This is a genomic window from Methylobacterium fujisawaense (assembly GCF_014138435.1).
Lineage (GTDB): Bacteria > Pseudomonadota > Alphaproteobacteria > Rhizobiales > Beijerinckiaceae > Methylobacterium > Methylobacterium fujisawaense.
Map to the genome: position 1 here is coordinate 232,253 of NZ_JACJIM010000003.1, position 18,815 is coordinate 251,067.

14 protein-coding genes are annotated in these 18,815 nt (G+C 72.0%); 11 read left to right on the forward strand and 3 right to left on the reverse strand.

Translation table 11 applies throughout. From position 1 onward, the window contains the following. Position 1: 1 nt before the first annotated feature. The gene (uvrB, locus tag GGQ91_RS10180; RefSeq protein WP_043388682.1) at positions 2-2,764 is read right to left on the reverse strand and encodes an excinuclease ABC subunit UvrB; all 2,763 of its coding nucleotides are present in this window, start codon (positions 2,762-2,764) and stop codon (positions 2-4) included. A 304-nt stretch (positions 2,765-3,068) separates the two neighbouring features. On the opposite strand from uvrB, the gene GGQ91_RS10185 reads away from it, so the two are divergent. The 8 genes from GGQ91_RS10185 to GGQ91_RS10220 all read left to right on the forward strand — a co-directional run bounded on the left by GGQ91_RS10185 (position 3,069) and on the right by GGQ91_RS10220 (position 11,106). Next, entirely contained in the window at positions 3,069-3,686 is a 618-nt protein-coding gene (locus GGQ91_RS10185; protein ID WP_043345491.1) for a hypothetical protein, read from the forward strand. After that, positions 3,673-4,062, forward strand: coding sequence for a transcriptional regulator (locus GGQ91_RS10190; protein ID WP_043345490.1), 390 nt, complete (start codon positions 3,673-3,675; stop codon positions 4,060-4,062). The genes GGQ91_RS10185 and GGQ91_RS10190 overlap by 14 nt, the downstream gene beginning before the upstream one ends. Before the next feature lie 77 nt (positions 4,063-4,139). Further along, positions 4,140-4,862 carry a di-trans,poly-cis-decaprenylcistransferase gene (locus GGQ91_RS10195; protein ID WP_182591906.1) on the forward strand — a complete coding sequence of 241 codons (723 nt, stop codon included), beginning with the start codon at positions 4,140-4,142 and terminating at the stop codon, positions 4,860-4,862. A 43-nt stretch (positions 4,863-4,905) separates the two neighbouring features. After that, on the forward strand, positions 4,906-6,129 hold the full coding sequence (gene coaBC, locus GGQ91_RS10200; RefSeq protein ID WP_043755923.1) for a bifunctional phosphopantothenoylcysteine decarboxylase/phosphopantothenate--cysteine ligase CoaBC: 1,224 nt from the start codon (positions 4,906-4,908) through the stop codon (positions 6,127-6,129). Between the two features lie 329 nt (positions 6,130-6,458). Further along, the gene (locus GGQ91_RS10205; RefSeq protein ID WP_091994819.1) at positions 6,459-8,555 is read left to right on the forward strand and encodes a methyl-accepting chemotaxis protein; all 2,097 of its coding nucleotides are present in this window, start codon (positions 6,459-6,461) and stop codon (positions 8,553-8,555) included. 107 nt (positions 8,556-8,662) lie between these two features. Continuing rightward, on the forward strand, positions 8,663-9,079 hold the full coding sequence (locus tag GGQ91_RS10210) for an FKBP-type peptidyl-prolyl cis-trans isomerase (RefSeq protein ID WP_053610948.1): 417 nt from the start codon (positions 8,663-8,665) through the stop codon (positions 9,077-9,079). 37 nt (positions 9,080-9,116) lie between these two features. Continuing rightward, entirely contained in the window at positions 9,117-10,487 is a 1,371-nt protein-coding gene (locus GGQ91_RS10215) for a Wadjet anti-phage system protein JetA family protein (RefSeq protein ID WP_043345481.1), read from the forward strand. Then, on the forward strand, positions 10,480-11,106 hold the full coding sequence (locus GGQ91_RS10220; protein WP_182591907.1) for a DUF4194 domain-containing protein: 627 nt from the start codon (positions 10,480-10,482) through the stop codon (positions 11,104-11,106). Before GGQ91_RS10215 ends, GGQ91_RS10220 begins: the two co-directional genes overlap by 8 nt. 166 nt (positions 11,107-11,272) lie before the next feature. Here GGQ91_RS10220 and GGQ91_RS10225 read toward each other — a convergent pair whose 3' ends face one another. Further along, complete coding sequence (locus GGQ91_RS10225; RefSeq protein WP_053610949.1) at positions 11,273-12,949, reverse strand: methyl-accepting chemotaxis protein; 1,677 nt, start codon at positions 12,947-12,949, stop codon at positions 11,273-11,275. Between the two features lie 176 nt (positions 12,950-13,125). Here GGQ91_RS10225 and GGQ91_RS10230 point away from each other — a divergent pair, with 176 nt between their 5' ends. Then, positions 13,126-16,563 carry an SbcC/MukB-like Walker B domain-containing protein gene (locus GGQ91_RS10230; protein WP_182591908.1) on the forward strand — a complete coding sequence of 1,146 codons (3,438 nt, stop codon included), beginning with the start codon at positions 13,126-13,128 and terminating at the stop codon, positions 16,561-16,563. Between the two features lie 230 nt (positions 16,564-16,793). On the opposite strand, the gene GGQ91_RS10235 is transcribed toward GGQ91_RS10230, so the two are convergent. Further along, positions 16,794-17,009 (reverse strand): hypothetical protein, encoded by a 216-nt coding sequence (locus tag GGQ91_RS10235; protein WP_043352013.1) that lies wholly within the window; start codon positions 17,007-17,009, stop codon positions 16,794-16,796. 414 nt (positions 17,010-17,423) lie between these two features. Between GGQ91_RS10235 and GGQ91_RS10240 the strand changes: the two genes are divergently transcribed. Next, positions 17,424-18,554: a S1C family serine protease gene (locus GGQ91_RS10240; protein ID WP_043388664.1), complete on the forward strand. Its 1,131-nt coding sequence runs from the start codon at positions 17,424-17,426 to the stop codon at positions 18,552-18,554. After that, positions 18,551-18,814 carry a hypothetical protein gene (locus GGQ91_RS10245; RefSeq protein WP_111474123.1) on the forward strand — a complete coding sequence of 88 codons (264 nt, stop codon included), beginning with the start codon at positions 18,551-18,553 and terminating at the stop codon, positions 18,812-18,814. Before GGQ91_RS10240 ends, GGQ91_RS10245 begins: the two co-directional genes overlap by 4 nt. Position 18,815: the final 1 nt, after the last annotated feature.

The window sequence follows — 18,815 nt, forward strand, 5'->3', positions numbered from 1 at the left end:
GTCAGCCCCGCCGCCGTCCGCCGCCGCCCTTGTATTTGGGCTTCTGCCCGCCGAGCCCCTGCGTCGAGCGCGGCTTCGGCCGCTCCTGCCAGGCCGGCGCGAGGCCGCCCACCGGAAGCTCCCGGTCCGTGCCGGGGCCCATATTGTCGAGGTCGGGCTTGGCGATGCGGCTGCCGCCTCCGCCTGCGCCCCCTGCCCCGCGCGGCGCCTTCCGGCCGAACTTCCCGGCCTCGCGCTCCACGTCGCTCTGTCGTGCCATCGGGTCGTCCGAGACCAGAAGCTCGGTGGCCTGGAGCCGCTTCAGCTCGTCGCGCAGGCGGGCTGCCTCCTCGAAGTCGAGATCGGCGGCGGCGGCGCGCATGCGCTTCTCCAGATCCGCCATCACGGCCTTGAGGTTGTGGCCCACCGTGATCGCGTCCTTGGCCAGCCCGGTATCGACCTGGACGTGGTCGCGCTCGAACACGCTGCTGAGGATGTCGGCGATGCCGCGCTTCACGCTCTGCGGCGTGATCCCGTGCTCTTCGTTGTAGGCGAGCTGCTTGGTGCGGCGCCGCTCGGTCTCGGCCATCGCCCGCTCCATCGAGCCGGTGATGTTGTCCGCGTACAGGATGCAGCGCGCGTCGGCGTTGCGGGCGGCGCGGCCGATGGTCTGGATCAGCGAGGTCTCCGAGCGGAGGAAGCCTTCCTTGTCGGCGTCGAGGATCGCCACCAAGGCGCATTCCGGGATGTCGAGGCCCTCGCGCAGCAGGTTGATGCCGATCAGCACGTCGAAGGCACCGAGCCGCAGGTCGCGGATGATCTCGATGCGCTCCAGCGTGTCGATGTCGGAGTGCATGTAGCGCACCCGCACGCTGTTCTCGTGGAGATACTCGGTGAGGTCCTCGGCCATGCGCTTGGTGAGCGTCGTCACCAGCGTCCGGTAGCCGGCCTGCGCGACTTCGCGGACCTCGCCCAGCAGGTCGTCCACCTGGCTGCGGGCCGGGCGGATCTCGATCACCGGATCCACGAGTCCCGTCGGGCGGATCACCTGCTCGGCGAAGACGCCCCCCGTCTGCTCCATCTCCCACTTGCCGGGCGTCGCCGAGACGTGGACCGTCTGCGGGCGCATCGCGTCCCATTCCTCGAAGCGCAGGGGGCGGTTGTCGAGGCAGGAGGGCAGCCGGAAGCCGTATTCGGCGAGCGTCGCCTTCCGGCGGAAGTCGCCCCGGTACATGCCGCCGATCTGCGGCACCGTGACGTGGCTCTCGTCGGTGAAGACCAGGGCGTTGTCGGGCAGGTACTCGAATAGGGTCGGCGGCGGCTCGCCGGGCTTCCGGCCGGTGAGGTAGCGGGAATAGTTCTCGATGCCGTTGCAGGCGCCGGTGGCCTCGATCATCTCGATGTCGAAGGTGCAGCGCTGGTCGATGCGCTGCGCCTCGATGAGCCGGCCCATCTTGGTCAATTCCTCGATCCGGCCGTTCAGCTCGTTCTTGATGCCCTTGATCGCCTGCTGCAGCGTCGGGCGCGGCGTCACGTAGTGCGAGTTGGCGTAGACCTTCACGAATTTCAGTTCGGAGATCGTCTTGCCGGTGAGCGGATCGAACTCGACGATGCTCTCGACCTCGTCGCCGAACAGGCCGATGCGCCAGCCGCGGTCTTCCAAGTGGGCGGGCCACAGCTCGATGGAATCGCCGCGCACCCGGAAGGTGCCGCGGGCGAAATCCGACTGGATCCGCTTGTACTGCAGGGCCACGAGGTCGGCGATGAGCTGGCGCTGCTCGATCCGCTCGCCGAGCGACACGGTGAACGACATCGCCGTGTAGGTCTCGACCGAGCCGATGCCGTAGATGCACGAGACCGAGGCGACGATGATGACGTCGTCGCGCTCCAGTAGGGCGCGGGTGGCGGCGTGGCGCATCCGGTCGATCTGCTCGTTGATCGAGGATTCCTTCTCGATGAACGTGTCGGAGCGCGGAACGTAGGCCTCGGGCTGGTAGTAGTCGTAATAGGAGACGAAGTACTCGACGGCGTTGTCCGGGAAGAACGCCTTGAACTCCCCGTAGAGTTGCGCGGCCAGCGTCTTGTTGGGCGCCAGGATCAGGGCCGGGCGCTGGGTCTCCTCGATGATCTTGGCCATCGTGAAGGTCTTGCCCGAGCCGGTGACGCCGAGCAGCACCTGATCGCGCTCGAGTCCCTGCACGCCGCCGACGAGTTCGGCGATCGCTTTCGGCTGGTCACCGGCGGGCTTGAACTCGGATTTCAGCGTGAACCGGACGCCACCCTCGGATTTCTTCGGTCGCTCTGGGCGGTGCGGGACCCAGGTCTGGCCGTCCTTGAACAGCGGGTTGCCCTCGGTGAGCAGCCGCTCCAGGGCCGACACCGTGGCCGAGGCGCCGCCGTCGCCGCCGGGATCCGGCAGGTCGGCGCCCTCGGGCACCGGACCGTCCTCCGGTGGCGTCAGGCCGAGCGCCTGGGCGAGGCGCGGATCGACATCGGCCGCGTCGCCGAGGGCGTAACCGGCCTGCGGAGCCTCCGCGAAGCCGTCGCGGGCGATCGCGCCCCGGCGCGCGGCGGCCTTGGTGCCGTCCTTGCCGGCTCGTCCTTTCGGCTTGCCCGGCCGCGCGGGCGGCTCGGGGGGCGGCTCGACGGCGGCCGGCCGGTTCCGGTTGAGTGCCGGGTTCAGGAGCTCGGCCAGATAGGTGTCGAGCGGCTTGAGCTCGGGCTTCGACGCCTTGGCGGACGACGCCGAAACGGAAGCGGCGCGCGGTTTCTTCGGTGCTGGCATGAGAACAATATGGGCCTGGACCCCGCTCCGAGGAACCCTGCACGGGTGCAGTTTGACAACTTCCGTGGGAGGCCGCTCGCGCCTCGGACCGGCGGGTGGGCGAGACCCCTTTCCACTGGAGAAGGTGTAGCGAATACAGCCATTAAGTAGAATTCACGGGGTGCCGATCTCGACCTCGGGCTCGGATGCTGAGAAGATCCGCATCCGCGGAGTGGGACAGGCGGCTTGCGGAAAGCCCATCCTGTCGATACTTTGCGATGCAAAGCGCGGTGCGAAGCATGCTGCAGCCGGGGGCTTGAGGCACATGCAGGACCTGGACAAGGCGCTGGCCGACATCGTGGCGATCCGCTCGCAGATCGCCCGCGACACGGCGTTCCGGGGTTTGGGGGCGGCGACGGTCGCCGGCACCGGCTTCCTCGCGCTGGCCTGCGCGGCGGGGCAGGCCCTTTGGCTCGGCGATCCCGCGGCGCGGCCGGGCCTGTTCTTCGGCCTCTGGATCGCGGCCGCCCTCGCGGCTTTCATGATGATCGGCGTCGAGGCGGTCCGGCGCAGCCGGCGCCTGCATTCCGGCCTCGCCGACGCCATGGTTTGGAACGCCATCGAGGTGTTCCTGCCGGCCGCGGGCGCGGGGGCCTGCCTCGCCCTGGTCGTCGCCCGCTTCGCACCCGACGAGGTCTGGATGCTGCCGGGTCTCTGGCAGGTGCTGGTCGGCCTCGGCCTGTTCGCCTCGTCCCGGATCCTGCCGCGGGCTGTCCAGGGCGTCGGCGCCTGGTACCTGCTCGCCGGGCTCGCCGTGCTGGCGGTCTCGGCCGAGACCCGGGCCCTGTCCCCCTGGACGATGGGCCTGCCCTTCCTGCTCGGTCAAGCGTGGCTGGCCGGGATCATCCATCATGCGGCCCGGGCCTTCGATGACGACCGCTGACCGTTCCGACGGGCGCTTTTCCTACGAGGGGCTCGACAGGATCATCCACGAGCGGGCGCGCCTCAGCGTGCTGACCTCCCTGGTGGCGCATCCGAAGGGCCTGCCCTTCCCGGATCTCAAACGCCTGTGCGGGCTCACCGACGGCAACCTGAGCCGCCACCTCGCCGTGCTGAGCGAGGCCGATCTGGTGAGCCTCGAGAAGGGCTTCGCGCACAACCGGTCGCAGACAGTCTGCCGCCTCACCGTCACCGGGCGCCAGCGCTTCATCGGCTATCTCGGCGTGCTCGAGCAGGTGGTGCGCGACGCCGCGCAGGCCGCCGAGCGCGGCCCCGAATCCGGTGTCCGCGGCCTCGATCCGGCCACGAAAACGGCGTGAGACCGCCCCGTCCCGCCGGGAATGTTAATCCCGTCTCGATAGACCTGAACGCCACGCCCATGCCGGGAGACTTTACGATGCAAAGCGAAGCGGTGCCGGGTCCCCTGCACGCCGCGATCATCATGGACGGTAACGGGCGCTGGGCCACGCAGCGCGGCCTGCCGCGGCTGGCCGGCCACCACCGCGGCGTGGAGTCGATCCGGCGCACCGCCGAGGCCTGTCCGGATCTCGGCATCGGCACGCTCACGCTCTACGCCTTCTCGGCGGATAACTGGCAGCGCCCCGCCGAAGAGGTCGGCGGCCTGATGCGGCTCCTGCGCTCCTACCTGCGCAACGAGACCCAGCGCCTCGCCCGGACCGGCACGCGCCTCAGCGTCGTCGGCCGGCGCGACCGTCTGCCGGACGGCATCCCCGAGGCGATCGCCGCGGCGGAAGCCGCCACGGCGGCGGGGACCCGGCTGCATCTCCGGATCTGCGTCGACTACTCGGCCCGCGACGCGATCATCGCCGCGGCGCAGCGCCTCCAGAGCGAAGATCCGACCCGCGAGAGCTTCGGCAAGTTGGTGGCCGGCCCGATGCACGGCTCTCCCGTCGATGTCGACCTGCTGATCCGCACCGGCGGCGAGCGGCGTCTCTCCGACTTCATGCTGTGGGAGGCGGCCTATGCCGAGTTGCACTTCACAGAGCGGATGTGGCCCGAGTTCGGTCCCGAGGACCTGGCCGAGGCGGTCGCCGAGTTCGGCCGCCGCGAGCGCCGGTTCGGCGGGCTGAAGGCTCCGGCAGTCTCGGCCGCGGCCTGAGGCCGCTTGACGGGCGCGCACCGGCGCGCAGAGGGTCGTCGGCATGACCGAGACCCTCGCCCAGCGCCGCGTCCTCCTCGTCATCGGCGGCGGCATCGCGGCCTACAAGGCCCTCGACCTGATCCGGCGCCTGCGCGAGCGCGGCGCCAGCGTCTGCCCGGTGCTGACCGCGGGGGCGCAGGAATTCGTGACGCCCCTTGCCGCCGCCGCGCTCGCCGGCGAGCGGGCCCATACCGACCTGTTCGACCGGGCTTCCGAGGCCGAGATCGGCCACATCAAGCTCGCCCGTCAGGCGGATGCCGTGGTGGTGGCGCCCGCGACCGCCAACCTGATGGCCCGCATGGCCGGCGGCCACGCGGCCGACCTCGCGACCACGGTCCTGCTGGCGACGACCCTTCCGATCCTGATCGCGCCGGCCATGAACGTCCAGATGTGGGCGCATCCGGCCACCCGCCGGAACCGCGCGGTCCTGGAGGGCGACGGCGTCCGGATCGTGGGGCCGAATGCCGGCCGGATGGCGGAGCCCGAATCCGGCCCCGGCCGCATGGCCGAGCCCAACGAGATCGCCGATGCGCTGGAGCGGATGCTCGGCCAGCAGGCCGGGGACAGGCCCCTGGCCGGTCGGCGCGTGCTCGTGACCTCCGGTCCCACCCACGAGCCGATCGATCCGGTCCGCTACATCGCCAACCGCTCCTCCGGCCGCCAGGGCCACGCCATCGCGGCGGCCGCCGCTGCGGCCGGTGCCGCCGTGACCCTGGTCTCCGGGCCCGTGGCGCTCCCCGATCCGCCGGGCGTCGCCGTCGTCCGGGTCGAGACCGCCCGGCAGATGCTGGAAGCCGTCGAGGCGGCGCTGCCGGCCGACATCGCGGTCTTCGCCGCCGCGGTCGCCGACTGGCGTCCGGAGCAGGAGGCCGGCAGCAAGAAGATCAAGAAGGACGGTACCGGCCCGGCGCCGATGCCGCTGGTGGAGAATCCCGACATCCTCGCCACGATCGCCCGCCTGCCGGTGGGGCGCCCGCCCCTCGTGGTCGGGTTCGCCGCCGAGACCGACACGGTCGTCGAGCACGCCCGGGCGAAGATTGCCCGGAAGGGCTGCGACCTGATCGTGGCCAACGACGTGTCGGCCGAGGGCGGCGTCATGGGCGGCGCCGACAACACGGTTCACCTGATCCGACGGGACGGTGCGGTGGAAACCTGGCCGCGCCTCGGCAAGGAGGAAGTCGCCCGGCGGCTCGTGGCCCATGTCGCGGGGCTTCTGGCCGGCTGACGCGACGGGGCCGCTGCGAGCCCGCCTCCCTGCCCCGCGAAGGTGCTTCGAAGGTGCTTCGTCGGCCCGCACCCCGGCGGCGACGTCGATCGCGCGCAGACGGGTGAGAGACGGTCCTGAGATATTTGTATTTTGGAAGAGATGCTTTTCGCGATTATTCGCGGTTTCATTCGGTAAATGCCGGAAATTCCCTCAAATCACATTTCGAATGAGGCTATACGCGGTCGAATGACCATAGAAATACATCAGATTTTTTGATTGTGCCTGAGAAAAACTTGTTATGATCCTGCGATACGCTCGATCTGTCGGGCCGTCGGAGGTGAAGCATGATGCGGGTGCGGGACCTGTCGATCCGGACGACCATGTGTCTCGTCCTCGTCGCCATGGCGACGATCATGCTGGCCTTCGCGACGGGCGCCGTGCGGGAGGCGCAGGAGCAGGCGGCGGAGGCCGAGCAGGTCATCACCCTGGTGCGGGCGAGCCGCGCCCTTCTCCAGACCCTGAACGTGGCCCGGTTCGAACGGGGGGCGACGCTGCAATTCCTCGCCGCCGCCGAGCCCGTCGAGGCCGAGACCCGCGCGTCGCTCTACGCGGACCGGCAGCGGGTGATCGCCGGGCTGGCCGAAGCACAGCCCCTCCTCGACGGGCTGGGTCTCCCCGCCGTGACTGCGACCCTCGGCCCCCTGCGGGCTGCCGGCGGACGCGTCGAACGCCTCCGGCCGCGGGTCGACGCGGCCCTGAAGCTGTCGGGATCCCAGCGGGATGGCGCGGTGACGACCGAGGCGAAGGCCGCCTTCCAGGAGATGCTCGATACCCTGATCGCCACGAGCGATGCCGTGGATGCCGCGATCCCGCTGTCCGACGGCATCCTCCGACGCGACCTCGCCCTCAAGCGGGCGGCCTGGTCGACGCGCATGGCCAACGGAGCCGTCGCCCTGCGCGTGCAGACGTCCCTGGCAGCCGGAACGGCCTGGACGCTGGACGAGACCGTGGCGGCCGCCGAGGAGCGGGGACGTCTCGACGCGGCCTGGAGATCGGCCATCGAGGCCGCTTCGGAGATGTCCGAGACGGTTCGCGCGGCGTTCCGCCGGGCCCGGGAGAACAATTTCGAGGGCCCGTCCCTGGCCCGCCGGTCCGCAGTGGCGACCGCGCTGAGCCGCGGCACGCCGCCGGGTCTGACGCTCGCGCAGGCGCGCAAGCTCGATACGCCCGAGCAGGTCACCCTCGTCGACCTCGCCTTCGTCTGCCTCGACGAGATGATCGCGCGGGCCGAGACCCTGTCCGGCGCGGCCCGGCGCGTCCTGCTGCGCGATGGGGCGGCCCTGCTGGCAACCCTGCTCCTGGTCGCGCTCGCCCTGATCGTGCTCTTCCGCGGGGTGCTGCGGCCGATCCGGGCGATCACCGCGACGATGGAGGCCCTGGCGGCCGGCGATGCCGACGTCGCGCTCCCAAGCCTGGACCGGCGCAACGAGATCGGCGCCATGGTCCGGGCCGTGCAGGTCTTCAAGGACAATTTGATCCGGTCCCGTCGCCTCGAAGCCGAGGCCGAAGAGGCCCGGCAGGCCGCCGAGGCGCGGCGCCGCAGCGGACTGCGCGCGATGGCCGAGCGCTTCGAGCGGGCGGTCGGCGGCGTCATCGCCCAGGTCTCGGCCTCGGCCACGGCCCTGCAGGCCACCGCCGGGAGCATGACGGAGACCGCGGCCGAGAGTGCCGGGCAGTCGACAACCGTCGCCGCCGCCGCCGAGCAGGCGGCGAGCAACGTCAACACCGTGGCGGCGGCTGCCGAGGAACTCGGGACCTCCGTGCAGGAAATCGGCCGGCAGGTCGACGGCTCGGCCAATCTCGCGCGTGCGGCCGTCGCGGAGGCCGATCAGACCGGCGCGCTGGTCCGGGACCTGAGCGAGGCCGTGTCGCGGATCGGCGACGTCGTCGGGCTGATCGCGACCATCGCGGGCCAGACGAACCTGCTGGCGTTGAACGCCACGATCGAGGCGGCGCGGGCGGGCGCCGCCGGTCGCGGCTTCGCGGTCGTCGCCGCCGAAGTGAAGGCGCTGGCCGTTCAGACCGCCCGCGCCACGGACGAGATCTCGGGCCAGATCGGGCGGGTTCAGGCCTCGACGGGCGAGGCCGTCGCGGCGATCGGGACGATCACGGCCCGGATCCGCGAGATCGACGGCGTGGCGACCTCGATCGCCGCCGCGGTGGAGCAGCAGGGCGCCGCCACTCAGGAGATCGTCCGCAACGTCGGACAGGCGGCGCAGGGCGCGGCCGCGGTCACCGGCCATATCGCCGGCGTGGCCGTAGCCTCGAGCGCGACCGAGGCGGCGGCGGGGGAAGTTCTGGCCGCGGCCGCGGCCCTGTCGGCCCAGTCCGCGCATCTGACCGCCGAGGTCGACCGGTTCCTGGACAGCGTCCGCGCCGCCTGAACGGTCCCGGAGGCTCGGGCGACCGGGCTCCCTGGCCTGGACGGGTCCGAGGCGATAGAAGGCCTCCCGACGGCCGGCGCGCACGGCGCCGGCTCCAGGGAGAAACCATGCCTCGCCTGTCCCCCCTCTTCGGAGCCGCGTTGATCGCCATGACCACAGCCGCCAATGCCGAGACCGTGACCACGCCCTCCGGCCTCAAGTATCAGGACGAGGTCGTCGGCACCGGGCCTGAGCCGAAGGCCGGCCAGCAGGTCACCGTCCAGTACACCGGCTGGCTCGACGAGGGCGGCAAGAAGGGCAAGAAGTTCGATTCGTCCCGCGACCGCAACCAGCCCTTCAGCTTCCCCCTCGGCGCCGGCCAGGTGATCAAGGGCTGGGACGAGGGCGTCGCCACCATGAAGACCGGCGGCAAGCGCACCCTGATCATCCCGCCGCAGCTCGGCTACGGCGCCCGGGGCGCCGGTGGCGTGATCCCGCCGAACGCCACCCTGATCTTCGACGTCGAACTCCTCGGCGCGAAGTAAGCGGCACGGCTGCGCGACGGCGAGAGTTTCCAGAACCATGCTGTTCGCGCAGCTGTCCGACGAGCTGTTCAAGCCGCTGGCTTCGCCGAGCCGCAGCTTCAACGCGGCCCTGCTCCTGCATCTGCACCGGCGCGTCCTCGGGGCCGAGCCGGTGCGCAAGGCCGAGCTTCTGGCCGAGATCGGCGACTTCGCCGCCGGCTGGAGCGATCCCGAGGTCAGCGGCGACGAGCCGATCTCCGCCGATCCGACCGAGCGCCGCACGGCGCTCTACCGACGCCTCCTCGACACCGGCTGGCTGATCGAGCGCCGCGAGCGCTACGTCCCCGTCGCGGAGTTCGACCCCGAGGCGCGGCTCCTCCTGGAGGAGCTGTCCCGGCTGGAACGGGGCGAGACCCGCTCCTACGGCGGGGCCGTGCTGGAGGTTCTGGGTGGCCTCGAGAGCGCCCTGTCGGATCCGGCGAACCGCTCTGAGGCTCTCTCCAACGCCGCCCGGGGCGCGGCCGCCTTCCTGTCGCACGTGCGCGGGCTCGCGGCCGGCATGCGCAAGGTCGAGGAGCGCATCCTGCGCGAGCCCGACCGCGCCAAGACCTTCCGGCTGTTCTTCGAGGATTTCGTCGAGCGCCACCTGATCAGCGACTACCGGACGCTCCACACCCGCTTCAACCCGTTCCGCTTCCGCGCCAGCGTGGTGCGCGAGGCCGGCCGGGCGCTGCGCGACGCCCTCACCGTCCGGGCCCTGGCCGAGGGCCTCATCCGGGAGGGGCGGAGCGCCGATCTCGACGCGGCGCAGCGGGCCGTCCGGACGGATCTCGCCCAGATTCTCGCGGTGTTCGAGGGGCTCGACAACCATCTCGATGCCGTCGACGCCGTGGTGGCGCGTCTGGAGCGCCGGATCGCCTCCGCCCTGCACGTGATGGACCGCCCGGATCCGAGCGGCGTCGAGCGCGTGGCCGCGATGCTGCGCGCCGTCGGCGGGTCGGAGATCGCCCCCGACGTGCCGGGCGACGTCTCGCTGCTGCGGCCGCCCATCGGGCACGCGCATCTCCAGGCGCCGCGGGCCCGCAAGGCCGCGATCGACATGGAGCCCCTGCCCGACATCGAGGACGATCCGGTGGTCGACGCCTTCGCGGCCGCCAAGGCGGAGTTCCGGCGCCGCACCACCGTGACGCCCGAAAGCATGAGCGCCTTCGTGGAGGCCCGACTCGGAAAGGCGGTGCGGCTGCGCGGGTCGCAGATCGTGATCGCGGGCGTCGACGACTTCATCGTGTTCCAGCGCCTGCGCGAGATCGACGTGCTGTTCGACGCCAAGCTCGGCGAGCGCTACGCCGTCACCCGGCTGCCCGAGCGGGTGGCCAATGGCTGGCTCGACTGCCCGGATTTCCTTCTGGAGCGCCGCCCCTATGCTTGAGGGCTTCCGCGCGATCATCGACGGCGACGAGCCGCCGCCGCCCGGCGCAAGGGCGCCGGATGCCGAAGAGCTGAGCCGTGCCCTCCAGGTGCTTCTGAAGGGGCAGGTGATCTACGCCGAGACCCAGGGGATCGGCCGCTCCTACGAGCTCGCCCGGCACTACGCCCCGTTCTTCACCGACTACTTCGCCTGCCTCGGCTACGCGCTCGCGGTCTCGCATCGCGACCAGATGGTCTCGCTGAGCCCGGCCGCCGACGCGCCCCGCCACGACATCGTCTCGGAGCGCCTGCGCAAGGACGAGACGCTGGTGCTCCTGGCGCTCCGGCTCCTCTACGAGGAGGGCCTGCGCGACCACCGGGCCGGGACTGACGGGATCGTCGACTGCACCACCGACGAGATCGTCGAGAAGATCCGCACCGTGGCGCGCAACGAGCCTCCCGAGGAGGGGCGGCTCGCCGACATCCTGCGCCTCTACGCGAAGCGCGGCGGCCTGCGCCTCGGCGAGCGCGACCGGGTCGAGCGGGTCACCCCGCTCTCGCTCCTGCCGGGGCTGACGGTGCTGGCTTCCGACGCCTGGATGGAACGCCTTCGGGCGTGGTCGGAGGCCGGGGAGGCCTGAGGCCGACGTCCGTCCTTGAGGGGGTGTCGTCTTCGCGGACGGAGCGAAGCGTCCCGGCGGCGGCCCGCTCGACGATGTCCCGCAGACCGGGGTCAGGCGTGGCGCCCGTGACGACGGGCGGCGACCGGGCTCATCGCCCGGACGCCTCCGGCCGGCCGGGATCCGGTCAGGCCGCCCGGACGGTCGCCAGGAAGTGCTCCACCTCGCTGCCGAGATGGGCCGCCTGCCGGGCCATCTCGGAGGCCGACGCCAGGACCTGCGCGGCGGCCGCCCCGGTCTCCTCGGCGGCGCCCGCGACGCCGCTGACATTGGCGGTGACGGATTCGGTCCCGGTCGCCGCCTCGGCGACGTTGCGGACGATCTCCTGGGTGGCCGCGCCCTGCTCCTCCACCGCGGCGGCGATCGACGTCGCCATGCCGCTGATCTCGCGGATGCGGCCCGCGATGCCGTCGATGGCCTGGACGGCCTGGCCGGTCGAGCCCTGGATCTGCGCGATCTGGGCCGAGATCTCGGCCGTGGCCTTGGCGGTCTGGTCGGCCAGCGCCTTCACCTCGGTGGCGACGACCGCGAAGCCGCGTCCCGCGGCGCCGGCCCGGGCGGCCTCGATCGTGGCGTTCAGCGCCAGCAGGTTGGTCTGGCTGGCGATCGCCGAGATCAGGTCCACCACCTCCCCGACCCGGCGCGCGCCGGTGCTCAGGGCCTGGACGAGATCGGCCGTGGCGGCCGCCTCGCGGACGGCGGCCTGCGCCAGATCCGCCGAGGAGCCGACCTGACGGCCGATCTCGTTGACCGAGGAGCCCAGTTCCTCGGCGGCCGCCGCGACCGTGGTCACGTTGCTGGAGGCCTCCTCGGCGGCGGCCGCCGCGCTGGTCGACTGGCCGGCCGTCTGCGTCGCCGTCGCGGTGAGGCTCTGGGCCGTGGATTGGAGCTGCGTCGCTGCCGACGTCACCGAGCCGACGATGCCGCCGATGGCCGACTCGAACCGGTCGGCGAGTTCGCGCGTCGCCTGCCGGCGCTGGGCCTCGGCGCCGGCCCGGGCCTGCGCGGTCTCGGCCTCGAGGGCGCGGGCGTGCAGCAGGTTCTCCCGGAAGACCGCGACGGTCGCCGACATGGCGCCGATCTCGTCCCGCCGCGCCGCGTAGGGGATCTCGGCCTGCGTGTCGCCGTCGGCGAGGCGCCGCATGGACCGCGTCATCCCCGCGAGCGGCCGCGACACGCCCGTGAAGGCGTACAGCATGGCGCCCAGCGCGATGACGAAGCTGACGAGCAGGCTCACGATGGTGGTCCGGACCGCGTCCGCTTGGCTGTCGCGGGCCGTGCGCCCGGCCGCCTCGCCGTTCCTGATGTTCAGGTCGGCCAGAGCGCGGGTCGCGGTCGAGGCCGCGAGATAGTTGGCGTTCATCGGCCCGCGGAAATAGGCGAGCGCCTGATCGTGCTGATCGGCCGGGAAGGCGCGCAGACGGGTCCAGTCGGCCTGCTGCACCGCGAGCTTGGCGAGCAGGTCGTCGTAGATCGCCTGCTCCTCCTTCGACGCCACCAGGGTGCGGTAGGCCTCGGCCTTCGCCTGGCGGTTCCGCATCATCTCGTCCGCGCTCTTCAGGCTGGTCGCGCGCTCCGATTCGGTATCCGCCGTCACGTAGCGGAACTGCCACAGTCGCGAGCGCATCACGAGGGCGTTGATCGCCTGGGCCTCGTTGATCGACGGCACGGCGTTGTCGATCAGCTCCGCGAGCCGCTGGTCGACCGCCTGCATCTTGTAGAGAGTCACGCCGCCCTGAACCAGCGCCGCCAGGAGCAGGAGGGCGAAGAGGCCGCTGAGTTTTGCTTTGAGACTGAGACGCATCGGTCGGTTCCGGTCGTGCGGACGAGACCGGCAGGAAATGAACAGGTTGTGCTAATAGTGTCATAACCTGAGGTAGGATCGGGCTTCAGAGGTTCGCGCGTGTCGGCTTGCATACGCGGCCGAGTCCGGCCAACTGGGCCGAACATTCCTCGCCACCGGCCCGACCCACCCACATCGTGTACGTCCTCACCGACATCGCCATCTCCAACTGGTACCTGATCCGCCGCGAGCAGATCCGGCTGCGCGGTGCCGCCGCGCTGGTCGGGCCGACGGGGGCCGGGAAATCGACGATCTTCGATGCGGTCGGCACGGTGCTGGCCGGCAACAACGCCAGCCGCCTCGCCCTCAACGCCTCGGCCTCCGGGCGCAGCGCCCGAACCGTGCGCGACTATTGCTTGGGCTGGATCAGCGACCCGGCGGAAGGCGGCCGCCCGACCCGGGAATCCTGCGAGACCGTGCTGGTCCTGGTCTTCGAGAATCCCGATTCCGGCCGCGTGGTCTCGGTCGGCCTCGCCCTGGCCGCTCGGGCTGTGGAGCCCAAGGAGACGGTGCTCTCGCGCTTCATCGCGGTCGGGCACCGGTTCGAGGTCTCCGACTACGCCCGCACCGCCCCCGGCGGCACCTACACGGCGCCCTGGAGCGAGATCGCCGCGGACCTGCGGGCCCGCGCGGCGAGCTTCACCGAGTACCGGACCTCTGGCGAACGCTTCACGGCCGATGTCCTCGCCACCCTGCGCGAGGGGGCGCCGTCGCCGGAGCCGCGCCACTTCCTGCGCAGCTTCGCCAACGCGGTGGCGTTCAAGCCGATCTTCGACACCAGCGCCTTCGTGCGCGCCTTCGTGCTCGACCCGGAGCCCCTGGACGTCGAGCGCGTGCGCCACTCCATCGCCAACTGGCGTCGGCTTCTGGAGACCATCGCCGAGCTGGAGAGCCGCCTCGGACGCCTGCGGCGCCTGCGCGACCGCTACGAAGCCTGGGGTGAGGCGGTCCTCGCTGCCGCGACGCACGAGCTGCGCGCGGCGAGCGCCGAGCTGCGCCGCCGGAGCCTCGACCTCATCGCCGTCCGGTCCCGGCTCCGGGAAGGCGCCGACACCCTGCGCATCGCCCGCGAGCGCGTCGCGGCGAGCCGCGGCTACGTCCGCGAGATCGACGGCGAGATCGCCGAGAAGAAGGCGCTGGCCACCGCGAGCGCCGCCGAGGGCCGGCTCGCCGCCTCGACGCTGGGCCTCTCCATGCTGGAGCGCGACCGGAAGGAGCTGATCGGCCGGATCGGCGATCTCGTCGGCCTCGTCGGGCAGATGGCCAAGCTCCAGCCGGTCGCCCCGATCCTGCGCCAGAGCTGCCCGCAGGCGGCCCGCCTCGCCGAGGCCTGCGCCCGGGCGGGCCTGCGTCGGGAATCCTCCCCCGAGGAGGTCCTGCGCCCCGAGGGGCCGCTCGCCGAATTGGCCGACGGGCTGGTGCGCCTGCCCGATTTCGACGAGGCGCTGGAGCGGGCCGCCGAGGACGCGGCGCTGAAGGCCCGCGCCCAGGAGAGCGAGGCCGAGCGCACGGCGCCGCGCACCGGCGGCGGCCCGACCGCGCGCCTGTCCTCCGACACGGTGGCGTTCCGCGGGGAGCTGGAGCGCCGCGGCATCGACGCGGTGCCGATCTGCGAACTGGCCGAGATCGTCGACCCGACCTGGGGGCCGGCCCTCGAAGGCCTGCTGGGGCGCGCCCGCGAGGCCCTGGTGGTTCCCCCGGACCGGCTGAACGAGGCGCTCGGCGTCCTGCAATCCGGCCGCGACCGGTTCCACCGCTGCATCCTGGTGAAGACCACCGACACCGCCAAGCAGCGGTCCCGCCGCTACGACGACGGTCCGCTCACCGTGATCGAGACCAGCGACCCGCACGCGGAGGCGTTCCTCGGCGTGCGGCTCGGCGGCTACGACCTCGCCCGGGACGACGCCGAACTGGCCCGCCTCGCCCGGGCGGTCGCCCCGAGCGGCCGGACCACGGCCGGGATGGCCTATTCGGTCACCCGCAGCGTCGACCTGCTGATGACCCGCGGCCATCGCGGGCCCACCGCCGACAGCCGCCGCGCCCACGAGATCGCTGTCGCCGAGGCGCGGCGCCTGCGCGGCGAGGCCGCGGTCCTGCGCGAGGCCGCCCGGACGGCGGCCGCGATCCGGGCCCGCGTCGCCCGGGGCCTCGACGACGTGGAGGCGCTCCGGGCCGAGCTCGACGGGCTCGACGGGCGGCGGCGCACGCTCCAGACCGAGCGGGAGGGTATCGAGAAGCGCGATACCGCCGGGCTCGCCGCCGAGATCGCCGCGCTGACCACCGAGCGGGTCGGCTACCTGCGGGAATTGTCGGAGGAGCTGGAGCCCAAGCTCGACCGCCTGCTCGCCGACGAGGCGGCGCTGCGCGCCCGGATGGGACCGGTGCGCGAAGCCGTCCGCGCCGCTCTGTCGGCCCGCCGCGCGGCCCTGCGCCAGCTCAGTGCCGGCGACGCCGCGCGGGTGCGCCTCGCCCGCGGCGAGCCCTTCGACCTCGGCGTGGTCGCCGAGGCGCGGCGGGCGCTGGCCGGCCTCGATGCCAAGGCGGCCGGGACCCGGGTGACCGCCGAGCGCGGCCTCGCCCGGGAGTCCGCCGAGGCCGCCCGCTCCCACGGGCGGATCGCCGAGCGGGAGCTGGCGGAGGCCTGCGCCGCCTGGCGGGTGGAGAACCCCCTCGCCTCCGGGGACGCCCCGGCGATCGACGGCTTCGCCTGGGTGCGGCGGGAATACGAGGCCGTGGAGGGGCACGAACTCCGCCGCTACAGGGCGCAGGCCGAGCGGGCCGAGGTCGAGATGCGCCGCCTGATGACCGAGGATCTGCTGACGCGCCTCGCCGACCGGTTCGAGCGGGTCCATGCCCGGCTCGCCGCCCTCAACGAGCGGCTCTCCGCGCGCAGCTTCACCGGCCAGACCTACGCGTTCGAGGCGGCGGTGGATCGCCGCTATGCCGCCGTGCACGCGCTCGCCACCGAGACCGCCCGCTCACCCGAGGCCGCGCAGGCGCTGCTCGCCGGCGAGGCGGAGGGGCAGATGGCGGCGGCGCTCGAGGAGATCACCGCGCTGATCGCCGGCGAGGAGGATGCGGCGCGGCTCGCCGATTACCGCAACTACTTCGTCTACGAGATTGGCATGCGCGACCGGGCGGGCAACCGCACCACGATGTCGGCCCGGGCGCTGCGCGGCTCCGGCGGCGAGGCCCAGGCGCCGTTCTACGTGGCGATCGCCGCCTCGCTGGCCAGCGCCTATTATCCGGGCGACCGGCCGGGAGACGAGAATCCGGGCTTGGGCCTATGCCTGCTCGACGAGGCCTTCTCGAAGCTCGACGTGCGCAACAGCCAGGCGCTGGTCGATCTGTACCGGGCCTGGGGGCTGCAGCTCCTGATCGCCGCCCCCGAGGACAAGCGCACCACGCTGACCGAAGTGATGGATACGATCGTGACGGTCTACAAGAGCCCGGATCTCACCTCGGTGCGGATCGAGGCCGAACATCCCCTCGAGGCGGCCCGGCGGGCGCTGCACGCGATCAACCCCGACCAGATCGGGATCGAGGGGTTTCGCCAGCCGGACGCGGCGGAGTGATCGGCGCCGGGGTCGGCGCCTTCGGGCGATCAGAGCCCTCACGGTCGTGACGCGCGTCGCGACCCTTGCCTTCGGGACGTTCGGAAACGTGGTGCTCGCGGTTGCTGCGCGCCGCGCGCCAGGACAGCCGCGCCGACGCCATCACCGGGGGGGCTCACCGAGCCCGCGCAGGGCCGGGGCGGGGCTCGCGCCGCCATCCCCGGTATCCCCGTTCTTCGTCGCGCCGGGCGTCAGTTCAGGTAGGTGCGGATCCAGTTCGGCGAGAGGATCTCGCCCTCTTCGGTGATGATCCAGGGCTGCTTGGCCGGGTCGGCCAGGGCACCGGCCGCGGCCGCGATCGCCTCGCGCAGGGTGTCGTAGCGCTCGGGCTGCGCAAGCGGGGCGCTCGCCGGGGCCGTGCGCCAGATCGTCAGATCCGCGGGCCGTTCCAGAGCTTCGGTTTCCATGGGTACTCGTCCTTCCGAACCGTTTTGGACCGTTCAGATCGCCGCCGCCGGACTGGGCCGAGGAGCGGTGGCGATCGAGGGTCTGAGCGTCAATGCAAGCATCTCTGCGGCAGCTTTGCGATCAATTCGGGCGGTTTTCGAAGCCAGCACCCGGTGCCGAGGCACGAGCGTGGGCGGGGTTCGGTGTTCCATGTCCGTATTGAGCACAGCTGAGCTGCCCTGGACTTGCGAGAATTGTGGCTCCTGAATGGTGACCATTCCGTTAGCCAGTCTGCACCGGTTGCCGACGTGCGCCAGAACACGTCAGGAGCCTGTCGGCGGCGGTGCCTCTCTGTGTTGACGCCCCGATCCTGAACGCGCACTTAAGGCTTCGCCCGTCGAGGGCCTGCCTTCGCGCTTCTTTCGGAGACACCCGTGCCGGATCGTACCGTGCGCATCGTCCTCGCCGCGGTCCTGGTCCTGCTGGCGCTCTACGTCGCCCAACCCTACCTGCAACCGCTGCTCTACTCCGCCGACACGCCGCGGGCGGTGATGGCCCGCGGCGATCTGGCGCCGGCCGAGACCTCGACCGTCGCGCTGTTCGAGCGCGCGAGCCCGTCCGTCGTTCACGTTTTCGCGCAGGGGGCGGCGCAGAACCGAGACCTGCTCGACCTTGACGACCAGGGTGGCGACCAGGGCGGGACGCAGACTGGCACCGGCTTCGTCTGGGACGGCGCCGGCCACATCGTCACCAACACCCATGTCGTGCAGAACGCCGCGCAGAGCGGCGGATCGGTCTCCGTCCGGCTCGGCGACGGCGAGGTGGTCCCCGCGACCCTCGTCGGCCTGGCGCCGTCCTACGACCTCGCCGTCCTGCAACTCGGGCGGGTGCGGCACATGCCGCCGCCGCTGGCGATCGGCACCTCGGCGGATCTGAAGGTCGGGCAATCGGCCTTCGCCATCGGCAACCCGTTCGGCCTCGACCACACCCTGACCACCGGCGTGATCAGCGCCGTGCGGCGGCGCATGCCGACCAGCGAGGGACGCGAATTGTCCGGCGTGATCCAGACGGATGCGGCGATCAATCCCGGCAATTCCGGCGGGCCCCTTCTCGATTCCGCGGGCCGGCTGATCGGCGTCAACACCGCCATCGTCTCGCCGTCCGGCGCCAGCGCCGGGATCGGCTTCGCGATCCCCGTCGATGTCGTCAACCGCATCGTGCCGGAGCTGATCAAGGCCGGCCGGGTGCGCAATCCCGGCATCGGCATCATCGCCGCCCAGGAGGCGGCCACCGCGCGGCTCGGCATCGACGGCGTTGTGATCGTGCGGGTGCTGCCCGGCTCCCCCGCCGCGCAGGCCGGGCTGCGCGGCGTCGACCCGCAGACCGGGGATATCGGCGACGTGATCGTCGAGGCCAACGGCCGCCCGGTCCATCGGCTCGCGGACCTGACGGCGGCCATCGAGGAAGCCGGCCTCGGCGCCGGCGTGACCCTGAAGGTGGTGCGCGACGGCCGGATCCGGCAGGTCCGCGTCACCACGGCTGACGTTGCGGAGAACCGGCAATGACGCGCCTGCGCCTGGCCCTCCCTGTCATCGCCCTCCCCGTCATCCTCCTCGCCGGTGCGGCGCAGGCCGGCGAGCCGCCGGCGCGCGCGCGCCTCTGCCCGGAGAATCTGCCCGAGGGCGTGCGTCTCCCGCCGCAGCCCGGCTGCGACGCCGACATCCGCCCGCCGAAGCCGCGCCGTCCCGGCTTCTTCGACCTGGGCGACGGGACCAGCATCCAGATCGGCGGGAGCGCCTCCGCCACCTATGGCGTGCGGCGCTGAG

Bases quoted from the DNA above. Each gene is read 5' to 3' on its own strand.
- uvrB (WP_043388682.1), bottom strand. From the start codon at position 2,764: ATGCCAGCACCGAAGAAACCGCGCGCCGCTTCCGTTTCGGCGTCGTCC.
- GGQ91_RS10185 (WP_043345491.1), top strand. From the start codon at position 3,069: ATGCAGGACCTGGACAAGGCGCTGGCCGACATCGTGGCGATCCGCTCG.
- GGQ91_RS10190 (WP_043345490.1), top strand. From the start codon at position 3,673: ATGACGACCGCTGACCGTTCCGACGGGCGCTTTTCCTACGAGGGGCTC.
- GGQ91_RS10195 (WP_182591906.1), top strand. From the start codon at position 4,140: ATGCAAAGCGAAGCGGTGCCGGGTCCCCTGCACGCCGCGATCATCATG.
- coaBC (WP_043755923.1), top strand. From the start codon at position 4,906: ATGACCGAGACCCTCGCCCAGCGCCGCGTCCTCCTCGTCATCGGCGGC.
- GGQ91_RS10205 (WP_091994819.1), top strand. From the start codon at position 6,459: ATGCGGGTGCGGGACCTGTCGATCCGGACGACCATGTGTCTCGTCCTC.
- GGQ91_RS10210 (WP_053610948.1), top strand. From the start codon at position 8,663: ATGCCTCGCCTGTCCCCCCTCTTCGGAGCCGCGTTGATCGCCATGACC.
- GGQ91_RS10215 (WP_043345481.1), top strand. From the start codon at position 9,117: ATGCTGTTCGCGCAGCTGTCCGACGAGCTGTTCAAGCCGCTGGCTTCG.
- GGQ91_RS10220 (WP_182591907.1), top strand. From the start codon at position 10,480: ATGCTTGAGGGCTTCCGCGCGATCATCGACGGCGACGAGCCGCCGCCG.
- GGQ91_RS10225 (WP_053610949.1), bottom strand. From the start codon at position 12,949: ATGCGTCTCAGTCTCAAAGCAAAACTCAGCGGCCTCTTCGCCCTCCTG.
- GGQ91_RS10235 (WP_043352013.1), bottom strand. From the start codon at position 17,009: ATGGAAACCGAAGCTCTGGAACGGCCCGCGGATCTGACGATCTGGCGC.
- GGQ91_RS10245 (WP_111474123.1), top strand. From the start codon at position 18,551: ATGACGCGCCTGCGCCTGGCCCTCCCTGTCATCGCCCTCCCCGTCATC.